We start from the raw sequence: 21,445 nt of genomic DNA on the forward strand, positions 1-21,445 counted from the left end.
TGCGACTGTTCTTACCTAAATCAGCCGCATGATGCACGGGGCCATCTCATTGAAATTTGCCAAACGGTTTTTCGCTGTCGTCTTCATCATCTATCTCCTGCCCGCTCTGGCCTCCGCCGGATTATGGGCCATGAAGGAGCACCCAACGGGCTATCGCAACGCGCGCTGGTCTTCCGCGGGCATTCTGCCGGAAGCGCCCGCAGACAAACCGGCTGCGATCTACATCTATTCAGCCATGACCGGCGGCTTCAAAGGCTCCATCGCCAGCCATGCATGGATCGTCATGAAGCCGGAAAATGCCACGAGCTACGAGCGTTACGACAAGGTCGGCTGGGGCACGCCCATTCGCCGCAACGCCTATGCGCCAGACGCCTACTGGTATTCCAACATGCCGCGCAAGGTACTGGAACTGCATGGCGACGAGGCCGAAAGGCTGATCCCGAAAATACAGAAAGCGATTGCGGATTATCCCTATGGCAAGGCTGGCGGATACCGCATCTATCCCGGCCCGAACTCCAATACCTTCGTCGCCCATGTGCTGCGCAGCGTGCCGGAGCTTGGCGTGGTCTTGCCACCGGATGCGGTGGGCCGCGATTATTTGCCCAATGGTGAGTTCTTCCACATTGCCGATGACTGGAAGGATGCGAGCTTCTCGCTGGGCGGCTTCTTCGGCGTTTCTCTGGGCGCGCGCAGTGGCTTCGAGGTGAACTTCCTCGGCCTCGTTGCCGGTCTGGATATTCAGCACCCCGGCCTCAAAATCCCCGGTCTTGGGTATTTCGGCGTCAATTCCTTCGAGCCTGCGCCGGAGCGAAAGCCGGTTTCGGCTTAAGCGCCTGTTTCCGGCGCACGCGGATGGCTGGCCCGCTTGGCCCTTATCCCTTGCGCGATAAAGACACGCGACAGGCCATGATAGAGCGGCTCCGCTGAAATCAGGCGTGACGTGCCATAGCCGAGCATGGATGCGGCCATGATGGCGATGACGCCATCATGATTGCCGGTCATTTCCAGAATGATGACGAATGCCGTCATCGGTGCCTGCACCACGCCCGCGAAATATCCTGCCATTCCGAGGATTGCGCCGAGCCCGATGCTGGTGCCGAGTACGCTTGAGACGGTGCTGCCAAAACCCGCGCCGACGGACAGCGACGGCGCAAAAATGCCGCCCGGGATGCCCGACATCATGGCGAGGAAGGTGCTAGCGAGCTTTTCAAGGAAGTAAAGCGATGGCGCTGCTTCTCCCTCGATGGCTGCGCGCGCCTGTTCATAGCCCGTGCCGAATGTTGCGCCGCCGGTGGCGACACCGATGATGGCCGAAGCGAGCCCGCAGATACCCGCCACGATCAGCATACGCTTCAGCGGAACCGTGTGTGCCCAGCGGCGGACGCGCTGCGAGACCCTGAGAGCGCCCGCGCTGAACAGCGCGCCGAAAAGTCCGCCGCCAATGCCGCAGATGACGACAAGGCCCCAATCGGCCGCCGACTGCATCAGCACTGTGCTCGTACCGAAATAGGTGTAGCTGCCGACCAGCCCGAGCGAGGCCATGCCGGACAGGATGACGGCCGTCAGCACCAGCCCGTTGGCGCGCGATTCGTAGGTGCGGCTCATCTCCTCGATGGCGAAGACGATACCCGCAAGCGGCGTATTGAAGGCCGCCGCGATACCAGCCGCCGATCCGGCCAGGATCAATCCCCTCGCCTGTGCCATGCCGCCAATGCGCGCCGCCTGTAACATGATCGAGGCCCCGACCTGCACCGTCGGCCCTTCGCGACCGATGGATGCGCCCGATAGCAGGCCCGCAATCGTCAGTACGATTTTCCCGACGGCAAGCTTCAGCGACAGCAGCCGCGAACGATCCTCATCATCATGAAAGTGCCGGGCGGCGATGGCCTGCGGAATACCACTTCCGCCGGAATTCGGGAAGACAACCATGGCCAGCCACGCGCAGAGCATGAAGCCGAGCGGTGTGATGATGAGCGGAAGCAGAAAGGTCCACTCTCCAGACGTCGTGGTTGACAGGAAAAGGTGCTGCGCCCAATCCGCCGCCTTGGCAAAACCAACGCTGATGATGCCAACCGCCAGAGCACCGATCCAGAACACGGCACGCGGTTTCCAGATGCGCCAGGAACCCCAGACGACACGGGAGCGACGCACCATTTTCATTTTCTTGTATTTGGCAGGCATTGAGGGTCCAGACATTTTTTTGTTCGGCTAAATGACGCGCGTCAGGAATAGCTCGTTATCTGCCCCCCTTCCGGTGATTACAACCGTGTCTTTGACATTTGTCGAGAAAAGGAAGAGGATGGCGCATCGCATTTGCAATGCAGGAGACGAACCCATGAGCAAACACATAAAAACCGCCAGCTTGCCTTCGCTCCGCGTCGAGCCGGAATTTCGCGACAAGGCTGAAAGTGTTCTGCGAGAAGGTGAGACGCTTTCCAGCTTTATCGAAGGGGCGGTCCGCAAGCAGGTGGAAATCCGCAAATCGCAAGCGGAGTTTATTGCGCGTGGGTTGGCGGCAAGAGAAGACGCAAAGCGGACCGGGATTTATTACACCGCAGATGAAGTTCTTGGCGAACTCAAAGCCATGTTAGATGCAAAACTTGCTGAAGATAACAAACAGTGACGTATCAAATATTTCTTGCCGAAAAAGCGCGCGACGATATTACGCGCCTGTACAGATATCTTCTGGATTACGATAAGTACGCTGCGAAGCGTGCATACACTGCCATCGAAAAGGGAATCCGCGCTCTTAGCGATTTTCCGATGAGTTGCCGTAAAGCAGATTCCGACAATCCTTTTTTGCGTGAACTCATTATTCCCTTCGGCTCAGCAGGATATGTGGTTCTGTTCGAAATCGAATCCTCGGAACGGATCACTATACTCGCGATCCGCCACCAACGCGAAGACGACTATCACTGACCCCTACCGATCGCTCAATGCAGCGTGCGGATTGACCCAAGGCTCCTGATTGGAGCGCGGCAGCGGCTGGCGTCCCAAAATATGGTCGGCGGCTTTTTCGCCGGTCATGATCGAGGGGCCGTTGAGGTTGCCGTAGGTGACGTGCGGGAAGATGGAGCTGTCTGCTACGCGCAGGCCATCGACGCCGATGACGCGGCATTCGGGATCGACCACGGCAAGTGGATCATCTTTCGCGCCCATGCGGCAGGTGCCGCAGGGGTGGTAGGCGCTTTCCAGATGTTCGCGCAGGAAGGCGTCAATCTCGGCATCCGACTGTACGTTTTCGCCCGGCTGGATTTCGGGTCCGCGAAACTCATCGAACGCCTTCTGGGCGAATATATCTCGCGTCAGTCGCACGCAGTGGCGGAATTTTTCCCAGTCTTCGGCGTGGCTCATATAGTTGAACTGGATGACCGGATCATCCTTCGGATCAGACGAGCGCAGCGTGACATTGCCACGCGATTTCGACAGGTTATAGCCGACATGCACCTGAAAACCGTGGCTTTTCGCCGCCGCCTTGCCGTCATAGGAAATGGCGACGGGCAGGAAATGGAACTGGATATCCGGCTGCTTGAGACCGGGGCTTGAGCGCAGGAAGGCGCAGGCTTCGAATTGGTTGGAGGCACCGAGCCCGCCCTTGGTCATAAGCCATTGTGCGCCGGCCACGCCCTGCCAGAACCATGGCAGCCATGAATAGAGCGAAACCGGCTTGGTGGAGACCTGCTGGAAATAGAACTCCATATGGTCCTGAAGATTGGCACCGACGCCGGGGCGATCCGCTTTCACTTCGATACCCATCTCTGCCAGATGCTGCGCCGGGCCGATGCCTGAAAGCATGAGCAATTTCGGGGAGTTGAAAGAGGATGCGGAGACGATGACTTCGCGGTTCGCCTTGATCGTTTCCACGCCACCGTTGCGCTCGATCTCGACACCCGTTGCACGACCGTTCTCGATCACGATCTTGCGCGCGAAGCCATGGACGAGCGTAACATTGCCGCGCTTCAGCGCCGGGCGCAGATAGGCATTGGCGGCAGACCAGCGGCGACCATTGTGGATGGTCTGCTCCATCAGCCCGAAGCCTTCCTGCTTGGAACCGTTGTAATCTTCCGTCATCTCGAAACCGGCCTGCTGGCCTGCCTGAATGAAGGCGTGGAACAGCGGATTTTTCACCGGTCCACGCTGTACATGCAGCGGCCCATCCGTCCCGCGCCAGCCTTCCTCGCCGCCATGGCTGTGTTCCATGCGCTTGAAGTAGGGCAGCACGTCCGCATATGACCACCCTTGAGCACCCAACTCTTCCCACCGGTTGAAATCCTCCGCATGGCCACGAACATAGACGAGGCCATTGATGGAGGACGAGCCGCCGATGACCTTGCCGCGCGGCGCGGTGATGCGGCGGTTGTTGAGGTTCGGCTCCGGCTCCGAGAGATAACCCCAATTGTAGCGCTTCATGCTCATCGGCCATGCGAGAGCGGCTGGCATCTGGATGAACGGCCCAAAATCCGAACCGCCCGCCTCAATGACGATAACGGAATATCTGCCGTCCTCCGACAGGCGATAGGCCATGGCTGAGCCAGCGGAGCCTGAACCGACTATGACGAAATCTGCCTGTTGCATTCTGGTTATCTCTTGGTTGTGGCCACCTCGCCCTTCGAGGCCCGTTACACGGGCACCTCAGGATGAGGTGGAGAGAACATTGCGTTAAAAATCAGGTGCCTGAAGCGAAGCTGCGACCCACTTTCTTGAAGCTGGGCTTAGGGATGGGGCCGTATTAACTCGACACCTCAAACGCGGCGGCTCCTCTCATCCTCATCCTGAGGTGCCCGTGTAACGGGCCTCGAAGGGCGAGGATGAGCCGACTGGCCGGATACTCCCTTAGCAGGGGAGCGCCGCCTCAATACGGCGCCTCAACCTTCCCCGTTGCGACATAAACCGTCTTCAACTCACTGTAATGATTGAGCGCGGCAGCCGAATTCTCCCGCCCAAAGCCAGACTGCTTCGAACCACCGAACGGCATCTCAACCGGGCAGAGATTATACGTATTGATCCACAACGTACCCGCTTCCAAATGATCCACCACACGATGCGCACGGGAGATATCTGCCGTGAAGACGCCGCCTGCGAGGCCGAATTCGGTGGCGTTGGCGCGGGTGATGACCTCTTCCTCGGTATCGAAATCCAGCACGCACATGACGGGGCCGAATATTTCTTCGCGGGCGATGGTCATCTCATCAGTCACATCGGCAAAGACGGCGGGCTGTACGTAAAAGCCTTCGCCGGAGACATTATTGGGAATGCCGCCGCCGGTGAGAAGCGTTGCGCCTTCGGCCTTGCCCTTTTCCATATAGGCCAGCACTTTTTCCTGCTGCGCCTTGGACACCAGCGGGCCGATCTGGGTGGCTTCATCCATCGGATCGCCCAACACCATGGCCTCGGTGCGGCTCTTCAGACTGTCGAGGAACCGCTGCTTTGCGCCGCGCTGCACGAAAACGCGGGTACCATTCGAGCAGACCTGACCGGAGGAATAGAAGTTGCCGAGCATGGCCCCGCCAACGGCGCTTTCAATATCGGCATCATCAAAGACGATCAGCGGCGACTTGCCGCCGAGTTCCATCGTTACGTGCTTCAGGTGCCCGGCAGCGGCAGCGGCGACCTTGCGGCCTGTCGGCACGGAGCCGGTGAGCGACACCTTGGCGACATCTTTGTGGTTGACCAGCAGCGGGCCGGTATCGCGGTCGCCCTGAATGACGTTGAACAGGCCCTTGGGCAAACCGGCTTCGATCAAAATTTCGGCAATCTTCAGCGCGCCGAGCGGCGTGTTTTCCGATGGTTTGAAGACCATGGCATTGCCCGCCACGAGTGCTGGAGCCGCCTTCCAGCAGGCGATCTGCTGCGGGTAGTTCCACGCACCAATGCCGACGCAGACGCCGAGCGGCACGCGCTTGGTATAGGCAAAATCACCACCCAGCGGAATGTAATCGCCATTCAGCGCAGACGGCGCGATGCCGCCGAAGAACTCGAAGCTGTCGGCACCGGAGGTCGGGTCGGCGACGATGGTTTCCTGAATGGGCTTGCCGGTATCCAGCGTTTCCAGTTCGGAAAGCTCGCGGTTGCGCTCGCGCATGATATCCGCCGCACGGCGCAGAATGCGCCCGCGTGCCGTCGGGCTCATCGCCGCCCATTCTTTCTGGGCGCGCTTGGCAGAGGCCACGGCACGTTCCACGATGGCAGGTGTCGCGGCATGCAGCCGGGCGATGACTTCGCCGGTAGCGGGATAGATGCTCTCGATGACAGTGCCGTTGGTGTCTTCGACATACTCGCCATCGATGAAATGCGAGGCTTTGGGCTGGGCTTTCAACGTCATTATATTGATCCTCAAAGAATGCGGATGGACGGCTTGTTGTCCGAAAACTGTTTCAGCTGTGTGTCGAAATAATCCTCGACCAGCGCGGGCGCTGCGGACAGGCCAAGCGGCGCGGCTTGCAGGCTGTGGCGAATATAGAGACCGTCGATCATGGCCGCCGCCCCTTCCGCAATCCGCGCCGCGTCATCAGGCGGGCAGAGGCGGTTAAGGCTGTCCATGATGTTGGAGCGAAGGCGCTTGGTATAGACTACGAGCAGTCTTCGCGTTTCTTCCGAACGCTGCGCCTCCACGTAAAAGGCCAGCCATGCGGCAACCGTTTCCTGGGTGAACTGATCGCTCTGGAAAGAGACACGCACGATGGCGCTGAGCCGCTCACGCGGGCCGGAAGCGCGGGTCAAGGCGGCAATGGCGTCGCGCCGCAAATCACGCAGCAGGCTGCGAATGGTTTCCAGCAAAAGCTGCTGCTTGCTGCCGAAATAGTGATGCGCAAGCGCTGCAGAAACGCCCGCCTCGCGCGCGATATCCGACATCGTTACATTCAGAGAACCATGATGGCCTATGGTGCGGAGGGCAGCATCCACCAGCGCCTTGCGCCGCAGCGGCTCCATTCCAACTTTGGGCATGAGCAATCTCCTTTACGCGCTCTTTTATTCTTGATTGATTGATCAATCAATAAAAAATGCGACACGCAAATGTGTGCCCCGCGCCATATCGAGCTCTTCTAATACTTTGCGCTTATGGGGGATTGCTGCTAATGTTCGGGCACTTGCAGTGGAAGGGCGTAAGTCGAATTGATGACCCGCAACCGCTTCTTAAAGCCTGGGTCTGACCAGCATTTCTTTTCCCGCTCTTCCTATTTGAGAAAACGAACGTTTACGCCGGAACCAACGGCGGAGGTTTACGTTTCTCGGTCGCATAACGCGTTTGTGCTAAAATAATAATCACTTAAGTTCATCCGGTTGGCCGCGGCTGAACGAAAAACAAGGCCAAAAATGGTGTTTGCCAAGGGATGATCCCGTGGCGGGCCATTCGAATAGGAGGAAACACGATGCCGATGGTTACCGTCTCCATTTCCCCGGAACAGGCCACGAAAATGCGCGAGGCTGTTGCCGGTGGCTCCTACGCTTCCGGTAGCGAAGTTGTGCGCGCCGCGCTCAGACTATGGGTCGCCTCCGTGGAGCAGGAAAACGCATCCTCGCCTGTATCGCCAGAGGCTGCCGAAGAGCATTTGAACGTTGCGGATCTCTACGCCGCCCACTCCAGACGCCGCCATGGTTGACAATGGATTTCCAAACTCCACTGCATTTTAAATGACTGAAATATAAGACATAAAACTTTCATCAAACCGTCACATAGCGGAAAGTTTTCGTTGAGAACTTTCCGTCAATGTCCATCAAAAAGTACCCGCATCCGCCGCGTTCTAGAGCGTTTCCTTGTTAAATGGAAACGCTCTAAGGCAGGTTACAGGTCTTCATACGGTGGAGATATATTCATGTTGTCTACGGCTATCGATCATGAAGCCATAAGACGGTTTGCCAGCGGTCAGATGATTTCCATGGCGAAGCTCGTTCTGGAATCTGCCTTTCAGCCCATCGTGGAAGCGACGACCGGAACCGTGTTCGGTTACGAGTCGCTGATGCGCGGCTATGACCGGATCGGCTTTTCCAATCCACTTGAGCTTCTCGATCATGTCGAAGCGGACGGACAGCTGGTTGCTTTGGAGCAGATGCTGGCGGGCCGGGCTTTGGCCAAGTTTTCCACCCTGCCGGAATTTTCCTCGGCGACGCTGTTTCTGAACCTCGATGTCCGCCTCATCCGCCACGGCGATGCCATTCTGGATACGCTGCTGGCGCATTTGGCAAAGGCCGAGATTCCACCTTCCTCCATCTGCTTCGAGCTTTCCGAGCGGTTCGATAATACCAGCGTGCCGGAATTCTCGACGCTGATCAGCCGCATGCGACGCGAAGGCTTTAAGCTCGCCATCGACGATTTCGGCGTCGGCCATGGCGAGATGAAGCTGCTCTGCGACTTTCCGGTCGATTATCTGAAAATCGACCGCTATTTCATCGAGGGTGTCGATAGCAACCCGCGCAAGCGCCACATGGTGAAGAACATCGTCAACATCGCGCACGTACTTGGCGTGCGGGTGATTGCCGAGGGCATTGAGACGGAAGCGGAGTTTCTGGCGTGCCGTGAGCATGGCGTCGATCTGGTGCAGGGCTGGTTCATCTCCCGCCCCACTACGTTCGTCACCGAATTGCAGACGGCTTTTCCGCACCTTCAGCACTTGGGCGAAACGCGCCGCAGCAGCCAGACGCTGGACGAAATCCTCATCCGCCGACAGATCGAGCGCCTGCCGACCGTGTTTGAAAATGACAGTATCGACAGCGTTTTCGAACTCTTCCGCCGCAACCCGGCACAGGCTTTCTTCCCGGTTCTCAATGCCAATGGCGAGCCGCGCGGCGTCATCAACGAATATCATCTGAAGGAATATATCTATCAGCCGTTCGGGCGCGATTTGCTGAAGAACAAGGTCTATGAGCGCACGATTTCTCACTTCGTGGATGGCGCGCCCATCGTCGGTCTCGATGCCGATGCCGATCAGCTGATGAATATTTTCGCCAATATGGGTGGCAGCGCCTGCGTTATTTTGACAGAGAATATGCGTTATGTAGGCGTGGTTTCCGCCGCTTCGCTCATCAAGGTCATCAACGAGAAGCAGCTGAAGCTGGCGCAGGAGCAGAACCCCCTCACCGCCCTTCCTGGCAACCGCGCCATCAGCGGCTTCATCGAGGATGCCTGCGGCGACAATGATGACAACCGCTTCTTCTGCTACTGCGATTTCGATAACTTCAAGCCGTTCAACGACAAATACGGCTTCCACGTCGGCGACCACGCCATCGGCCTGTTTTCCGCGCTGATGCGGCGCTACTTCTTCGCCGGGGGCTGTTTCCTCGGCCATATCGGCGGCGACGATTTCTTCATCGGCGTGCGCGACTGGACGAAGGAAGAACTGACCGAAATTCTGGAACGTCTGCTCAGTGATTTTCACGATGATGTGGTTGCGCTTTACTCCGATGAGGACCGCGCGGCGGGCCAGATCAAAGGGCATGATCGCTTTGGCGTCGAGCGTGATTTCGCACTGCTGCGCTGCTCTATCGGCGTGTTGCAGTTGCCGAAAGAATTGATCATCGGGAGCCCCGAAAAGATCGGAGCAGAAATCGCCAGTATCAAAAAGGCCGCCAAGGAAAGCGATTCCGGACTGGTTATTCGGAGCTATGGCGAGACGAAGTAATGCCTCCCTCATTCCTGTCCTCGGACTTGATCCGGGGATCAGTCACAGGAATCCAGTCAGCCAAGTCTTTGGGATGAAAAGACTCTTTCGCCGCGCAGACACACCACCTCCGTCATACCGGGCTTGACCCGGTATCCAGCAGCCTTGCGTTTGCAAGGCAAAAGAGTCCTCTGCGATCAAAGACTTGATCGCACTGGACCCCGGCTCGGGGCCGGGGTGACGGCACCTGAAGTCACAGAAATCCATCCAATTATCATCCACAGCGGCAATACGCCTCCTTTCATAAGCCGTCCGGCTGACCTAAGTTCAGGTCATTGATAAGCTTCGAGGAGGCCCCTTATGACTTTGCCATCCACCATGCGTTTCGTTGATCTGCCAAGCTTCGGCGGGCCCGAGGTCATGACGTTTTCGAACGGTTCCCTGCCCTCGCCCAAGGCCGGGGAAATTCTGGTGAAGGTAGAGGCGGCGGGCATCAACCGGCCTGATGTGGCGCAGCGTCAGGGCAATTATCCTGCGCCAAAAGACGCAAGCCCTGTGCTGGGCCTGGAAATTGCCGGAGAGGTCGTGGCGCTTGGCGAAGGTGTCAGCGACTACAAGATTGGCGATCACGTCTGTGCGCTGGCAAATGGTGGCGGCTACGCGGAATATTGCGTGGTGCCTGCCGGGCAGGCCCTGCCGTTCCCCAGGGGATATGATGCGGTGAAAGCCGCGGCTCTGCCGGAAACCTTCTTCACCGTATGGGCCAATCTGTTCCAGATGGCAGGCCTGACCGAAGGCGAGAGCGTGCTGATCCATGGCGGCAGCAGCGGCATCGGCACGACGGCCATCCAGCTTGCCAAGGCATTCGGCGCGGAGGTCTACACGACTGCGGGCTCGAAGGAAAAATGCGATGCCTGCGAAAAACTCGGCGCAAAGCGGGCGATCAATTATCGCGAGGAAGATTTCGCCGCCGTCATCAAGGAAGAGACTGGCGGCAAGGGCGTAGACGTCATCCTCGACATGATCGGCGCATCCTATTTCGAAAAGAACATCGCCTCGCTCGCCAAAGACGGCTGCCTCTCCATCATCGCCTTCCTCGGCGGTACGATTGCGGAAAAGGTCGATCTGCGCCCCATCATGGTCAAACGCCTCACCGTCACCGGCTCCACCATGCGCCCGCGCACAGCAGACGAAAAACGCGCAATCCGCGATGAGCTGGTGGAGCAGGTCTGGCCCTTGCTGGAGACTGGGAAACTCGCGCCTGTGATCCATGATGTGATTGATTTCGCGCAGGTTGCCGAAGGTCACAGGTTGATGGAAAGCAGTGGGCATATTGGAAAGATCGTGATGCGGGTTGGCTGAACCCGTACGGCATCTGTTGTTTTCATTGACAACAGATGCAGATGTTGTCAATGATGACAACATGAGAGCCGTTCTTATCGAGAAAATGCGCAAAGTTATCAGCGAAACGGCTTTCTTCGAGGTTGTGCTGTGGCATTTGCCGGAGCCTGTTCCGGGTAGTGAACATCCGTTCAAGTATCGGCTGGCCTTGGTGATCAACGGTGAATGCGTGCTTCGATACGATAACGAGCGTGGCAAGGGCGACCATCGCCATATTGATGGACAAGAACAACCCATCGTGTTTTTGGGCTTGGAAGAGCTTTTCGAGGCGTTTCAAACCGATATGGAAAGGATCCTGATATGACGACATTGACAGTGCGGCTCAGCACGATGGACGACATGAAGGCCCGTTTTGCGAAAGCAGGACAACTCGCCATGTCGGGAAAGGCAATAGACGCCAAGCCTTCGATCGAGTTTTCGAGTTACGATGACCTCCACCGCATTCTTGCGCCGCTAAGGTTGGCAATCGTTAGAACCCTTGTAGGGCAAGGAGCACTTTCCATCCGCGAAGTGGCGCGTCGCGTTGGACGGGATGTTCAGGCGGTGCATCGGGATATCACGACGCTGATAAATTCGGGTATCATTGACCGGCACGAAAACGGCGTGGAATTTCCTTACGATCAGATCCATTTCGAGTTCGATGTGACGGCTGAAAAAGCCGCTTGAATTCGACACCCCTTGCAATCCCTGCGAATCGTATTACCTTTCTCTTATGTTCAACGTAGAGAAAGGAAGGTGATCCAATGTCTAGTGAGATTTCGGTCTTCGTAGCAGGCAATGGAAAGGATTTGATTTTGACGAGGCAGCCCTCGGCCTGATCCGCCTTCCCTTTGAAACGTTGCAAAGCGTTTCGGGTCTGAGACAATGGCCAAACTCATGGAAGGGTCGCGCAAGCGGCCCTTTTCCGTTTCTGGGACAGGGTTTATTCAACGATAATGGTGTGCGCCAGCCGTTCTTTTTACTCCGTCATCCCGCACTTGATGCGGGATCCAGCGCGATCAAGTCTTTGATCGCTGAAGACTCTTCCTCGGCGCAGACGCGCCGAACTGAATGCCGGATCAGGTCCGGCATGACGGTGGAGGAGATGCGAGCCTTTTAGCAGGACGCCGTGGTACATCGCTACGCGCGGCTGCATCGTCACCAATAGCTGACCACTATAGACGCACTACTTCCGAAAAACCTTCCACCGCGTCGGGCGGAAACGCACATCGTTGCCCACCGCCACTGTGGCATCCAGCGGCACCTCGATTTCGAGGTGGTACGGCTCATGGCCGTTATTGGCGATATCGATTTCAGCAATCCGGGTGCCTGCGAGGCGGCGGCAGGTGGTTACTTTGCCGTAGAGGGCGTCACGCTCGGTTGTCAGTGCCACGTCTTCCGGGCGGAAGAACAGGTCGCTTTCGCCTGCTTCGCTCTCGCTGATGCCGATGCTTTCGCCTTGGAACAGCACGTGGCCGTCCTTGATCGTGACCGGGAGGTTGGAGGATTCGCCGATGAAGGAGAAGACGAAGGGGGAGTTCGGCGTGTCGTAGACATCGTCAGCCGTGCCGACCTGCTCGATCTTGCCTTGGCTCATGACCACCACGCGGTCGGCGAGTTCCAGCGCTTCTTCCTGATCATGCGTCACGAAGACGGTGGTGTGGCCGGTGCGGTCGTGGAATTCGCGTAGCCAGCGGCGCAGTTCCTTGCGGACCTTGGCATCCAGCGCACCGAAAGGCTCATCCAGAAGCAGGACGCGCGGTTCGATGGCGACCGCGCGGGCAAGCGCCACGCGCTGGCGCTGACCGCCGGAGAGCTGGTTGGGATAGCGCTTTTCGAGACCCGAGAGATGCACCATGTCCAGAAGTTCGGACACGCGCTTGCGGATTTCGGCCTTTGGCGGGCGCTTGGAAGATGGGCGGACCTTGAGGCCGAAGGCGATATTTTCCGCAACCGTCATATGGCGAAACAGCGCGTAGTGCTGGAACACGAAGCCGACATTGCGCTCCTGCACCGTGCGGTGCGAGGCATCTTCATCACCGAAGAAAATCTGGCCCTGCGTGGGCTGCTCCAAGCCCGCGATGAGGCGCAGAAGCGTCGTCTTGCCGGAGCCGGATGGGCCGAGCAGCGCAATCAATTCCCCGGAGCGGATATCGAGCGATACGTCGTTCAGCGCCGGGAAGCGATCGAACTGCTTGGTGATGCCGGAAACTTTCACTTCCATAAATATGCCCTTCAATGCTTGCCGGCAGCGTTGCCCGCGCCAAAGCGTAGTTCGAGAATGGTTTTAAGAACAAGGGTAACGAGCGCGAGGCCAGCCAGAAGCGTGGCAACGGCGAAAGCGGCACCGATATTGTACTCGTTGTAAAGAATTTCGACATGCAGCGGCATGGTGTTGGTTTCGCCGCGGATATGGCCCGAGACCACGGACACGGCACCAAATTCACCCATGGCGCGGGCGTTACACAGAAGTACGCCGTAGAGCAGTCCCCATTTGATGTTGGGCAGCGTGACGTACCAGAAGGTCTGCCAGCCGGATGCGCCGAGCGAAATCGCCGCCTCCTCGTCTCCCGTTCCCTGATCCTGCATCAGCGGGATCAACTCACGCGCGACGAAGGGGAAGGTCACGAAAATGGTGGCCAGCACAATGCCCGGCACGGCGAAGAGGATTTCGATGCCGTAGCTTTTGAGGAACGGCCCCAGCACGCTGTGCGAGGAAAACAGAATGACATAGACCAGACCGGAAATGACCGGTGAGATGGAAAACGGCAGGTCGATCAGCGTGATCAGAAACGCCTTGCCCTTGAACTCGAACTTGGCGATGGCCCAGGCGGCAGCAACGCCGAAGATGAGGTTGAGCGGCACCGAGATGGCCGCGACCAGCAGAGTCAGGCGGATGGCCGAGAGGGCGTCGGGCTCGACGATGGCTTCCCAGAAGGCGTCGGCGCCCTTGCGGAAGGCCTCGAAGAAGACCGAAACAAGCGGCAGCACGAGAAACAGCGCCAGAAACAGGAAGGCGACGAAGAAGAGGCCAAGCTTTGCCGGTAGCGATTCACTCGCCGGATCACGGAACGGTCTGGTTGGAAGGGTGCGCGCATTATCAGGCATAACCGTACCTCTTGCGGCTCCAGGCCTGAATGAGATTGATGATGAAAAGCATGGCGAAGGAAATGATCAGCATGATCGTAGCGATGCCGGTTGCGCCCGCATAGTTGAACTCCTCCAGCCGGATGACGATCAAAAGCGGTGCGATTTCCGAGACATAGGGGATGTTACCGGCGATGAAGATAACGGAGCCATATTCCCCCACACCACGCGCAAAGGCCAGCGCGAAGCCGGTGAGGATGGCAGGCGTGAGGCCCGGCAGCAGAATGCGGGTGATGGTCTGGAAACGGTTGGCGCCGAGCGTTGCCGCTACCTCTTCCACCTGACGGTCGATCTCTTCCATCACGGGCTGCACCGTGCGCACCACGAATGGCAGGCCGATGAAGATGAGCGCGATGACGATACCCGTCGGCGTAAACGCGATCTTTATGCCGAGCGGTTCGAACAGCGAGCCGATCCAGCCGCGGTTCGAATAAAGTGTCGTCAGCGCGATACCGGCAACGGCTGTCGGCAGCGCGAAAGGCAGGTCCACGATGGCATCGACAAAGCGGCGGCCCGGAAAGCGGTAGCGCACCAGCACCCAGGCGATAATGACGCCGAAGAAGGCGTTGACCATCGCGGCGATGAAGGCGGTGCCGAAGCTGATGCGCAATGCATTCAGCGTTCTGCTATCGGTGGCAATGGCGAAGAAATCCGCAAAACCCAGCTTTGCCGTGGACCAGATGAGGCCACCGAGGGGAATGAGAATAATGAGAAAGAGATAGGTTATCGTGTAACCGAGCGTCAGGCCAAATCCTGGCAAGACGCTGGACTGACGCCACTTCCATCCGCTTTGCGATGGGGTACTGCTCATCAAGGCTCCGGGTAAAAACGGGTGTCATCGTCAGCCACCCTCTTATGCACCATCGACCGGCCTTTCAGCCGGTCGATCTCTACTCCCGTTCCGGTTCGAGCCGCAGAAGCGGCTCGTCCGGACTGTTCGCATCATCCGCTTACTTTGCGGGCTTGTAAATCTGGTCGAAGATGCCGCCGTCACCGAAATGTTCCGGCTGCGCCTTTGCCCAGCCACCGAAGATCGGATCATCGATGGTGACGAGCTTGATATCCGGAAGCTGCTTCAGCAAATCCTTGGAAACGACGGACGGGTTGGACGGGCGGTAGAAGTGCTTGGCCGCAATGTTCTGGCCTTCATCCGAGTAGAGGTACTGGAGATAGGCTTCTGCGACCTTGCGCGTGCCCTTGGCATCGACATTGGCGTCAACCACGGCAACAGGCGGTTCTGCGAGAATGGAAATCGGCGGAACGACGATATCGAAAGCGTCAGCACCGAATTCCTGACCGGCGAGATAGGCTTCGTTTTCCCAGGCGAGCAGAACATCACCGATCTGGCGCTGTGCGAAGGTGACGGTGGAGCCGCGTGCGCCTGTATCCAGCACCGGAGCGCGCTTGTAGAGTTCACCGACATAGGCCTTGATCTTATCCTGATCGCCCTTGAACTCTTCGTTCGCCCAAGCCCATGCCGCCAGATAATTCCAGCGTGCGCCACCGGAAGTCTTCGGGTTCGGCGTTACAATCTGGATATCGCCCTTTACGAGATCACCCCAGTTATGGATGCCCTTCGGGTTGCCCTTGCGAACGAGGAAGACGATGGTGGATGTATAGGGAGAAGAATTGTGCGGAAGGCGCGTGCGCCAGTCCTTGTTGATCTTGCCGCCGTTCTGGACGATGGCATCGATATCGCTCTGCAGCGCGAGCGTTACCACATCGGCCTCGAGACCATCGATAACCGAGCGTGCCTGCTTGCCGGAGCCGCCATGCGACTGCTGGATTGCGACATCTTCGCCCGTATCGGCCTTCCACTTCTTGGCAAAGGCTTCGTTGAAATCCTTGTAGAGTTCACGGGTCGGATCATAAGAAACATTAAGAAGCTTTGTTTCCGCAGAGGCCGTTCCCACAGCACCCAAAGTTACAGACAGGCTGAGCGCAACTGCGCTGAGGCTGGAAAGAAATTTCGACATCACTACCCTCCTGGATGCGTTGAGCCTCAAACTAACCGTTGCGAAAAACTAATCAATTGGTGCAATCGCAATCGCAAAAGTGTTTCCCCTCGGCTTACTCCGACGATAACAAAAGCACCGTCTGGCCCCGGAAATACGCAACAAGTTGCGCACCATTTTTCTTTCGAACGCAAAAACTGTTCTCGTTTTTCGCATATTTTTCTTCGTTACGCACATAAAATTCGCTTGAAGAGAATAGCGTTTCACTCACTTGCCACTCACGCCGCGCCAAGGCTGAGAAGAGAAATCTATAAAAATTACAGAAAATATAATCTTACCTCTTGCAATTTCGAACCACATGCTCTTAAGGTCGCGGCGGCTAAGTGTATCAATTTGCCCTTACTGGGAGTCTTTTGCGCGTAAGGTCGCCAGAAGAGAGATATTTGCTCATCACCGCGATGTAGAAGAATAGCCATTCCTGTCATCTGTTGCGCGTTTCTGGGATTATCGGGACAGTAAAGTTTCGGAAATCGAGAAATGACGATCAATACGCCTTCGCATACCGTTTCCAGCCACGATGTCGCCTCTCTGGATGATGCCTTGAAAGCATTGAGCCTTGCCGAAAGGCTGGCGCTGGTTGCGGGTCTCGGTGCCCGCGCCGTGTTTACCACCAGCCTCGGCATCGAGGATCAGGTGATTACGGCAGCCATCGGCACGCATCGTCTGCCGATCGAAGTCGCGACACTCGAAACCGGTCGCCTGTTTCCCGAAACGCTCCGCCTGATTGACGAGACGGAAGATCGCTATGATCTCACCATCACCCGCTTTTATCCGCAGAAGGACGATATCGACGCCTACGCGGAGAAATACGGCCTGAACGGCTTTTATGAGAGCGTCGAGGCCCGCCATGCCTGCTGCCATGTCCGCAAGTTGATTCCGCTGGCCAAGGCGCTGGAGGGTGCCGGTTTCTGGATCACCGGCCTGCGTCGTGGCCAGTCCGGCAACCGCGCCACGACGCCGTTTGCGGAGTTCGATGCGGATCGCAATCTCATCAAGATCAACCCGCTGGCAGACTGGGATATCGATACGATCAAGGCCCATGTTTTGGCGGAAAACATTCCCGTCAATCCACTTCATGCGCGTGGGTATCCCTCCATCGGCTGCGAGCCGTGTACCCGCGCCATCAAGCCCGGCGAGCCTGAGCGCGCCGGTCGATGGTGGTGGGAAAATGACGAGAAGCGCGAATGCGGCCTGCATGTTGCCGAAGCAGCGCAAAGCTCAGCCATACCCACCGCCCCACAGAACTAATTCTCATTCAGTACATTGCCCGGAGTTTAAAATGTCCAATGCAGTTCCGGAAACGGAAGGCAACAGCGTAAGCAGCCCCAAGCAGCCGCTCGATCCTCATCTGAAAGCCCTCGAAAACGAAGCCATCCATATTTTCCGCGAAGTTGCAGCCGAGTTCGACCGACCGGTGATGCTCTATTCCATCGGCAAGGATTCGTCCGTGCTGCTGCACCTTGCGCGCAAGGCGTTTTTTCCGGGCCGCATCCCCTTCCCGCTTCTGCACGTCAACACCGGCTGGAAGTTCAAGGAGATGATCGAATTCCGCGATAATATCGTCAAGGAATATGATCTCGATCTCATCTCCTACACCAATCCTCGCGGTGCCTCTGAGAATGTAACGCCATTCACCCATGGTTCGGCGCTCTACACCGACATTATGAAGACGGAAGCGCTTCGTCAGGCTCTCGATGCCGGCAAGTTCGACGCCGCATTCGGTGGCGCGCGCCGTGACGAGGAGGCCAGCCGCGCCAAGGAGCGCATCTATTCCTTCCGCACGCCTGACCACAAATGGGACCCGCGCAACCAGCGCCCGGAACTGTGGAACATCTATAATGGCATGGTCCGTCAGGGAGAAAGCGTTCGCGCCTTCCCGCTCTCCAACTGGACCGAGGTCGATATCTGGCGTTACATTCAGGCGGAAAACATTCCGCTCGTGCCACTCTATTATGCTGCGGAACGCCCCTATATCGAGCGTGACGGCATGATGATCCTTGCCGAAGACGAGCGTCTGGAGCTGCAGCCGGGCGAAGAGATCAAGTATGATTCGATCCGCTTCCGCACGCTGGGCTGCTTCCCGCTCACGGGTGCCATCCGCTCCGAAGCGACGACGCTGGACGAAGTGATTTCCGAGCTCGAGATTGCCACCGTCTCCGAACGCCAAGGTCGCGCGATTGACCGCGACCAGTCCGGCTCCATGGAAAAGAAAAAGCGCGAGGGCTATTTCTGATGACACAGAACTCTACGGCGCAATCCGCGACCATTCTGCCATTTGTCGAGCCTGCGAAATCAGTCAAGGACACGCGTCCGCTTCGCCTCATCACCTGCGGCAGCGTCGATGACGGCAAGTCCACCCTGATCGGCCGTCTGCTTTGGGACACCAAGGCGGTGAAGGAAGATCAGGCCGCGACGTTGAAGCGGGATAGCGGCAAGCAGAACGATCTTGGCCTGCCCGATTTCGCGCTGCTGCTGGATGGTCTTCAGGCGGAGCGCGAACAGGGCATCACCATCGATGTTGCCTATCGTTATTTCGCCACAGACAAGCGCGCCTTCATCGTTGCCGACACGCCCGGCCATGAACAATATACCCGCAACATGGCAACCGGCGCTTCAACCGCCGATCTCGCCGTGCTGCTGGTGGATGCCCGCACCGGCATTCTGGAACAGACCCGCCGCCACGCCACCATTGCGGCACTGATGGGCATCCGTCAGTTTGTGCTGGCCGTCAACAAGATCGACCTGACCAATTATGACAAGGCCGGTTTCGAGCTGATCGCGCATGAATTCAAGGAATTTGCGCTGTCGCTCGGCATCAAGCAGATCACCTCCATCCCCATGTCGGCGCTGAAGGGCGAGAATGTCGTTCTTTCGGCGAAGGCTTCGATGCCGTGGTATGAGGGTCCGACGCTGGCCGAAACGCTGGAACTGGCCACCGTTCGCTCCACCCAGACTGGCGGCTTCCGCCTGCCCGTGCAGCGCGTTTCGCGTCCGGGCGAAAGCTTCCGTGGCTATCAGGGTACGGTTGCCGGTGGTGCGGTGAAGCCGGGCGACTCGGTCGTCATTCTTCCCTCCGGCATGGTCGCCAATGTGAAGCAGATCGTGACCTTCGATCTGGTGCGCAATGCAGCCGTTGCGGGCGATGCCGTGACGCTGGTGCTGGATCGCCAGGTCGACGTTTCGCGCGGCGACATGATCGTCTCCATAGATTCGCAGCCTCAGACCGGCCTTGCCTTCGATGCGCAGATCGTGGCGCTGCAGCCGGGCGGCATCGAGCCGAACAAGCGCTACTGGCTAAAAAGCGGCAGCCGCCGCCAGCGCGTCAGCGTTCAGCCTGTAACCCAGCTGGACCTGAAGAACGGCCAGTGGCAGCCGCACGCCGAAACGCTTCAGATGAATGCCATCGGCAAGGTACGTCTGGCTTTCGATGAAACCGCGATCTTCGACCCTTATGAGCAAAACCGCTCCACCGGCTCCTTCATCCTGATCGACCCCGACACCAACAACACGGTCGCGGGTGGGATGATTCTCAGCAAGCGCAGCGATACGGGCAAGATTTCCGAGGGCGAACGCGTCATCCTTTCACTACCGGCGGATATGGCCGAAGCGCTGCTCGCCAGCGAACTCCTCTCCAGCCGCCGCGACGAAATCGAACTCCGGCGCACCAGCGCGGCAACCGCTTCCAGAATATTGGAAGACCTGGACTAACCGAAAAGGCGCCGAACAAATCGGCGCCTTTTTTGATCCGACAGCGGTAAGATGGTGCAGCGGAACGTTTCCATTTAAAAAGGAAAAGCTCTAGCCTCGCGACAGGGAAAAATACCGCTGTGCCGTTTCTGCCCGGTTTTGCAACGAAGGTGGAAATGCGTAATCTCCACAGACCTTGTAGGTGAAGCCGCCCGAGACCAGCGTCTGATCCAGCACGGCTTTCATTTCGTCTGGCGTCCTGTAGATGGCGTTATAGACGTCATCCAGCTCTTCCGAGAAATGCTGCTTCAACGTCATGCGTTTGGCGATATCGGAGAGCGGCTCGCGAACATAGACTTCCGCTACCGGTGCTGCGAGTTTACCGATCAATTCAAAAGTCTGCAACACAGCCTCATCGTTCAGATAAAGCAGGAGCGCCGTGACGATGATAAGGTCGAAGGGCGGCTGAAGCCTAAGATCTTCCACCTCTATCGATGGGACTTGCCCCACCTGAAAGTGAATTCTGTCTGGAATAGCCACATCCGCATTTGCGCGCGCTATGAGCTCGTCGGAAAAATCGATTCCGAGATAGGCGTGACCTTCGTCGCGATATGCCAAAGCCAGCCGTCCTGCACCACATCCAAGCTCCAGAATCTTGGAGCGCGAGGCTGGTCTTGGAAGAAGATGAGAACGCTCGTGAATGTCACGATCCGTCGCAAGAGACGAGCCTGCAGACTGCAACATCACCGCGTTCACCGCATCGGTCTCTTTTTTCGCCCGTGCGTTGAAGAAGTTCTGAATTTGCAGGCTATCGATGTTTTCGTGCGTATCGTAAATCCGAGCCATGATCAGCCTTACTTCGCCAGGTTTCTGGAGCCAGCGGCCATTGCGATGCAGACATCTGCAAGAACCTCGATCGTATCGATGCAGGGTACGGCGACTTCAACCTCTGCAAAGTCCAACGGGATTTCGGTGCATCCCAAAACGATGGCATCCACCTCTTTTTCCACCAGATTTGCAGCAGCCAGAGCATATAGATGCGCAGGTCTCTCTGCATCGCTAACCGGCAGTGTTCGATGGTAGCCCTTCTTGATGTTGCAAATGCCGCGTGTCAGCATTTCCTGAAAGGCTGCATCGGGATAGACAATCTCCACCGCAAGACCCAGTTTTGCGGCTTCCACGCCATAAAGGTCAATCGACCTCGTGCCATCCGCACATAGCACTCCAATTCTTCGGGCGTCCGGAGCAGCGGCAAGTGCTGCCGTGAGGCTCTCCGCCAGAAGGTTGATGATCGTAACATCCGCCTCGTCGGCAATCTGCTGCCGGGCATAGTGAGCTGTGTTGCAGCACATGGCGACAAAGGAAGCGCCTGCGTTTTTCAGTTTCTCCGCAGCCTTCACATAACCCGGAACGAAACTTTCCCCGCGTCCTTCCAGATACATGCTGCGGCTTGGAACCTGCGTCGCATTATAAAGGAGGAGTTCGGGGTGTTGCGAATCCCGGAAAGCGCCGAAAGCCGTGATCTTCTCCTCGATGCGCCGAACAAGCTCGGCAGACGCCGCAACGCCTGCTCCACCAATGATTCCAATCGTCCTGTTCGCGTCCGTAAAATCCAGCATG

The 21,445-nt window shown here is 57.6% G+C and carries 21 protein-coding genes; 11 read left to right on the forward strand and 10 right to left on the reverse strand.

The genetic code is table 11. The features are described from left to right. Positions 1 to 49: 49 nt before the first annotated feature. Positions 50 to 829 carry a DUF3750 domain-containing protein gene (locus tag CFBP5473_RS11450; RefSeq protein WP_051441293.1) on the forward strand — a complete coding sequence of 260 codons (780 nt, stop codon included), beginning with the start codon at positions 50 to 52 and terminating at the stop codon, positions 827 to 829. Here CFBP5473_RS11450 and CFBP5473_RS11455 read toward each other — a convergent pair. After that, positions 826 to 2,181, reverse strand: a complete 1,356-nt coding sequence (locus CFBP5473_RS11455) for a chloride channel protein (protein WP_027675645.1) — start codon at positions 2,179 to 2,181, stop codon at positions 826 to 828. The genes CFBP5473_RS11450 and CFBP5473_RS11455 overlap by 4 nt on opposite strands. Positions 2,182 to 2,347: 166 nt before the next feature. Between CFBP5473_RS11455 and CFBP5473_RS11460 the strand changes: the two genes are divergently transcribed. After that, positions 2,348 to 2,623, forward strand: coding sequence for a YlcI/YnfO family protein (locus CFBP5473_RS11460; RefSeq protein WP_027675646.1), 276 nt, complete (start codon positions 2,348 to 2,350; stop codon positions 2,621 to 2,623). Continuing rightward, complete coding sequence (locus CFBP5473_RS11465) at positions 2,620 to 2,919, forward strand: type II toxin-antitoxin system RelE/ParE family toxin (RefSeq protein WP_027675647.1); 300 nt, start codon at positions 2,620 to 2,622, stop codon at positions 2,917 to 2,919. The genes CFBP5473_RS11460 and CFBP5473_RS11465 overlap by 4 nt, the downstream gene beginning before the upstream one ends. A gap of 3 nt (positions 2,920 to 2,922) precedes the next feature. Here CFBP5473_RS11465 and betA read toward each other — a convergent pair whose 3' ends face one another. The 3 genes from betA to betI all read right to left on the reverse strand — a co-directional run bounded on the left by betA (position 2,923) and on the right by betI (position 6,945). Further along, positions 2,923 to 4,575, reverse strand: coding sequence for a choline dehydrogenase (gene betA / locus CFBP5473_RS11470; protein WP_027675648.1), 1,653 nt, complete (start codon positions 4,573 to 4,575; stop codon positions 2,923 to 2,925). 277 nt (positions 4,576 to 4,852) lie between these two features. Continuing rightward, complete coding sequence (gene betB / locus CFBP5473_RS11475) at positions 4,853 to 6,316, reverse strand: betaine-aldehyde dehydrogenase (protein WP_027675649.1); 1,464 nt, start codon at positions 6,314 to 6,316, stop codon at positions 4,853 to 4,855. 17 nt (positions 6,317 to 6,333) lie between these two features. Then, complete coding sequence (betI, locus tag CFBP5473_RS11480) at positions 6,334 to 6,945, reverse strand: transcriptional regulator BetI (RefSeq protein WP_027675650.1); 612 nt, start codon at positions 6,943 to 6,945, stop codon at positions 6,334 to 6,336. Between the two features lie 425 nt (positions 6,946 to 7,370). Here betI and CFBP5473_RS11485 point away from each other — a divergent pair, with 425 nt between their 5' ends. From CFBP5473_RS11485 to CFBP5473_RS11505, 5 genes are all read left to right on the forward strand, one after another. Further along, positions 7,371 to 7,601 (forward strand): ribbon-helix-helix domain-containing protein, encoded by a 231-nt coding sequence (locus CFBP5473_RS11485; protein ID WP_027675651.1) that lies wholly within the window; start codon positions 7,371 to 7,373, stop codon positions 7,599 to 7,601. Positions 7,602 to 7,814: 213 nt separating this feature from the next. Beyond that, on the forward strand, positions 7,815 to 9,617 hold the full coding sequence (locus CFBP5473_RS11490) for a GGDEF domain-containing protein (protein ID WP_027675652.1): 1,803 nt from the start codon (positions 7,815 to 7,817) through the stop codon (positions 9,615 to 9,617). Positions 9,618 to 9,956: 339 nt separating this feature from the next. Then, positions 9,957 to 10,958, forward strand: coding sequence for an NAD(P)H-quinone oxidoreductase (locus tag CFBP5473_RS11495; protein ID WP_027675653.1), 1,002 nt, complete (start codon positions 9,957 to 9,959; stop codon positions 10,956 to 10,958). Positions 10,959 to 11,019: 61 nt separating this feature from the next. Then, the gene (locus tag CFBP5473_RS11500; RefSeq protein ID WP_027675654.1) at positions 11,020 to 11,301 is read left to right on the forward strand and encodes a toxin-antitoxin system TumE family protein; all 282 of its coding nucleotides are present in this window, start codon (positions 11,020 to 11,022) and stop codon (positions 11,299 to 11,301) included. Beyond that, positions 11,298 to 11,663: an HVO_A0114 family putative DNA-binding protein gene (locus CFBP5473_RS11505; RefSeq protein WP_027675655.1), complete on the forward strand. Its 366-nt coding sequence runs from the start codon at positions 11,298 to 11,300 to the stop codon at positions 11,661 to 11,663. Before CFBP5473_RS11500 ends, CFBP5473_RS11505 begins: the two co-directional genes overlap by 4 nt. 499 nt (positions 11,664 to 12,162) lie before the next feature. On the opposite strand, the gene CFBP5473_RS11510 is transcribed toward CFBP5473_RS11505, so the two are convergent. From CFBP5473_RS11510 to CFBP5473_RS11525, 4 genes are all read right to left on the reverse strand, one after another. Next, positions 12,163 to 13,200 carry a sulfate/molybdate ABC transporter ATP-binding protein gene (locus CFBP5473_RS11510; protein ID WP_027675656.1) on the reverse strand — a complete coding sequence of 346 codons (1,038 nt, stop codon included), beginning with the start codon at positions 13,198 to 13,200 and terminating at the stop codon, positions 12,163 to 12,165. Between the two features lie 11 nt (positions 13,201 to 13,211). Then, a complete protein-coding gene (gene cysW, locus CFBP5473_RS11515; protein ID WP_027675657.1) occupies positions 13,212 to 14,084 on the reverse strand; it encodes a sulfate ABC transporter permease subunit CysW in 873 nt (290 codons plus the stop codon). Then, on the reverse strand, positions 14,077 to 14,934 hold the full coding sequence (gene cysT, locus CFBP5473_RS11520) for a sulfate ABC transporter permease subunit CysT (protein ID WP_027675658.1): 858 nt from the start codon (positions 14,932 to 14,934) through the stop codon (positions 14,077 to 14,079). Before cysT ends, cysW begins: the two co-directional genes overlap by 8 nt. A 139-nt stretch (positions 14,935 to 15,073) precedes the next feature. Further along, positions 15,074 to 16,099 carry a sulfate ABC transporter substrate-binding protein gene (locus CFBP5473_RS11525; protein WP_027675659.1) on the reverse strand — a complete coding sequence of 342 codons (1,026 nt, stop codon included), beginning with the start codon at positions 16,097 to 16,099 and terminating at the stop codon, positions 15,074 to 15,076. 516 nt (positions 16,100 to 16,615) lie between these two features. Between CFBP5473_RS11525 and CFBP5473_RS11530 the strand changes: the two genes are divergently transcribed. Genes CFBP5473_RS11530 through cysN form a run of 3 tightly spaced genes read left to right on the forward strand, consistent with a single transcriptional unit; the run spans position 16,616 to position 19,846 of the window. Further along, positions 16,616 to 17,386, forward strand: a complete 771-nt coding sequence (locus CFBP5473_RS11530) for a phosphoadenylyl-sulfate reductase (protein ID WP_027675660.1) — start codon at positions 16,616 to 16,618, stop codon at positions 17,384 to 17,386. Between the two features lie 31 nt (positions 17,387 to 17,417). After that, positions 17,418 to 18,371 (forward strand): sulfate adenylyltransferase subunit CysD, encoded by a 954-nt coding sequence (cysD, locus tag CFBP5473_RS11535; protein ID WP_027675661.1) that lies wholly within the window; start codon positions 17,418 to 17,420, stop codon positions 18,369 to 18,371. Further along, on the forward strand, positions 18,371 to 19,846 hold the full coding sequence (gene cysN, locus CFBP5473_RS11540; RefSeq protein ID WP_027675662.1) for a sulfate adenylyltransferase subunit CysN: 1,476 nt from the start codon (positions 18,371 to 18,373) through the stop codon (positions 19,844 to 19,846). Before cysD ends, cysN begins: the two co-directional genes overlap by 1 nt. Positions 19,847 to 19,936: 90 nt before the next feature. On the opposite strand, the gene CFBP5473_RS11545 is transcribed toward cysN, so the two are convergent. Together CFBP5473_RS11545 and CFBP5473_RS11550 are read right to left on the reverse strand one after the other, a co-directional pair. After that, entirely contained in the window at positions 19,937 to 20,671 is a 735-nt protein-coding gene (locus CFBP5473_RS11545) for a class I SAM-dependent methyltransferase (RefSeq protein ID WP_051441289.1), read from the reverse strand. 8 nt (positions 20,672 to 20,679) lie between these two features. Next, positions 20,680 to 21,444 carry an aspartate/glutamate racemase family protein gene (locus CFBP5473_RS11550; protein WP_037171010.1) on the reverse strand — a complete coding sequence of 255 codons (765 nt, stop codon included), beginning with the start codon at positions 21,442 to 21,444 and terminating at the stop codon, positions 20,680 to 20,682. Between the last annotated feature and the right edge of the window lies 1 nt (position 21,445).

This window comes from Agrobacterium larrymoorei (genome assembly GCF_005145045.1).
In the GTDB taxonomy this organism is placed as follows: domain Bacteria; phylum Pseudomonadota; class Alphaproteobacteria; order Rhizobiales; family Rhizobiaceae; genus Agrobacterium; species Agrobacterium larrymoorei.

Bases quoted from the DNA above. Each gene is read 5' to 3' on its own strand.
- CFBP5473_RS11455 (WP_027675645.1), bottom strand. From the start codon at position 2,181: ATGCCTGCCAAATACAAGAAAATGAAAATGGTGCGTCGCTCCCGTGTC.
- betA (WP_027675648.1), bottom strand. From the start codon at position 4,575: ATGCAACAGGCAGATTTCGTCATAGTCGGTTCAGGCTCCGCTGGCTCA.
- betI (WP_027675650.1), bottom strand. From the start codon at position 6,945: ATGCCCAAAGTTGGAATGGAGCCGCTGCGGCGCAAGGCGCTGGTGGAT.
- CFBP5473_RS11485 (WP_027675651.1), top strand. From the start codon at position 7,371: ATGCCGATGGTTACCGTCTCCATTTCCCCGGAACAGGCCACGAAAATG.
- CFBP5473_RS11490 (WP_027675652.1), top strand. From the start codon at position 7,815: ATGTTGTCTACGGCTATCGATCATGAAGCCATAAGACGGTTTGCCAGC.
- CFBP5473_RS11495 (WP_027675653.1), top strand. From the start codon at position 9,957: ATGACTTTGCCATCCACCATGCGTTTCGTTGATCTGCCAAGCTTCGGC.
- CFBP5473_RS11500 (WP_027675654.1), top strand. From the start codon at position 11,020: ATGAGAGCCGTTCTTATCGAGAAAATGCGCAAAGTTATCAGCGAAACG.
- CFBP5473_RS11505 (WP_027675655.1), top strand. From the start codon at position 11,298: ATGACGACATTGACAGTGCGGCTCAGCACGATGGACGACATGAAGGCC.
- CFBP5473_RS11510 (WP_027675656.1), bottom strand. From the start codon at position 13,200: ATGGAAGTGAAAGTTTCCGGCATCACCAAGCAGTTCGATCGCTTCCCG.
- cysW (WP_027675657.1), bottom strand. From the start codon at position 14,084: ATGCCTGATAATGCGCGCACCCTTCCAACCAGACCGTTCCGTGATCCG.
- cysT (WP_027675658.1), bottom strand. From the start codon at position 14,934: ATGAGCAGTACCCCATCGCAAAGCGGATGGAAGTGGCGTCAGTCCAGC.
- CFBP5473_RS11525 (WP_027675659.1), bottom strand. From the start codon at position 16,099: ATGTCGAAATTTCTTTCCAGCCTCAGCGCAGTTGCGCTCAGCCTGTCT.
- CFBP5473_RS11530 (WP_027675660.1), top strand. From the start codon at position 16,616: ATGACGATCAATACGCCTTCGCATACCGTTTCCAGCCACGATGTCGCC.
- cysD (WP_027675661.1), top strand. From the start codon at position 17,418: ATGTCCAATGCAGTTCCGGAAACGGAAGGCAACAGCGTAAGCAGCCCC.
- cysN (WP_027675662.1), top strand. From the start codon at position 18,371: ATGACACAGAACTCTACGGCGCAATCCGCGACCATTCTGCCATTTGTC.
- CFBP5473_RS11545 (WP_051441289.1), bottom strand. From the start codon at position 20,671: ATGGCTCGGATTTACGATACGCACGAAAACATCGATAGCCTGCAAATT.
- CFBP5473_RS11550 (WP_037171010.1), bottom strand. From the start codon at position 21,444: ATGCTGGATTTTACGGACGCGAACAGGACGATTGGAATCATTGGTGGA.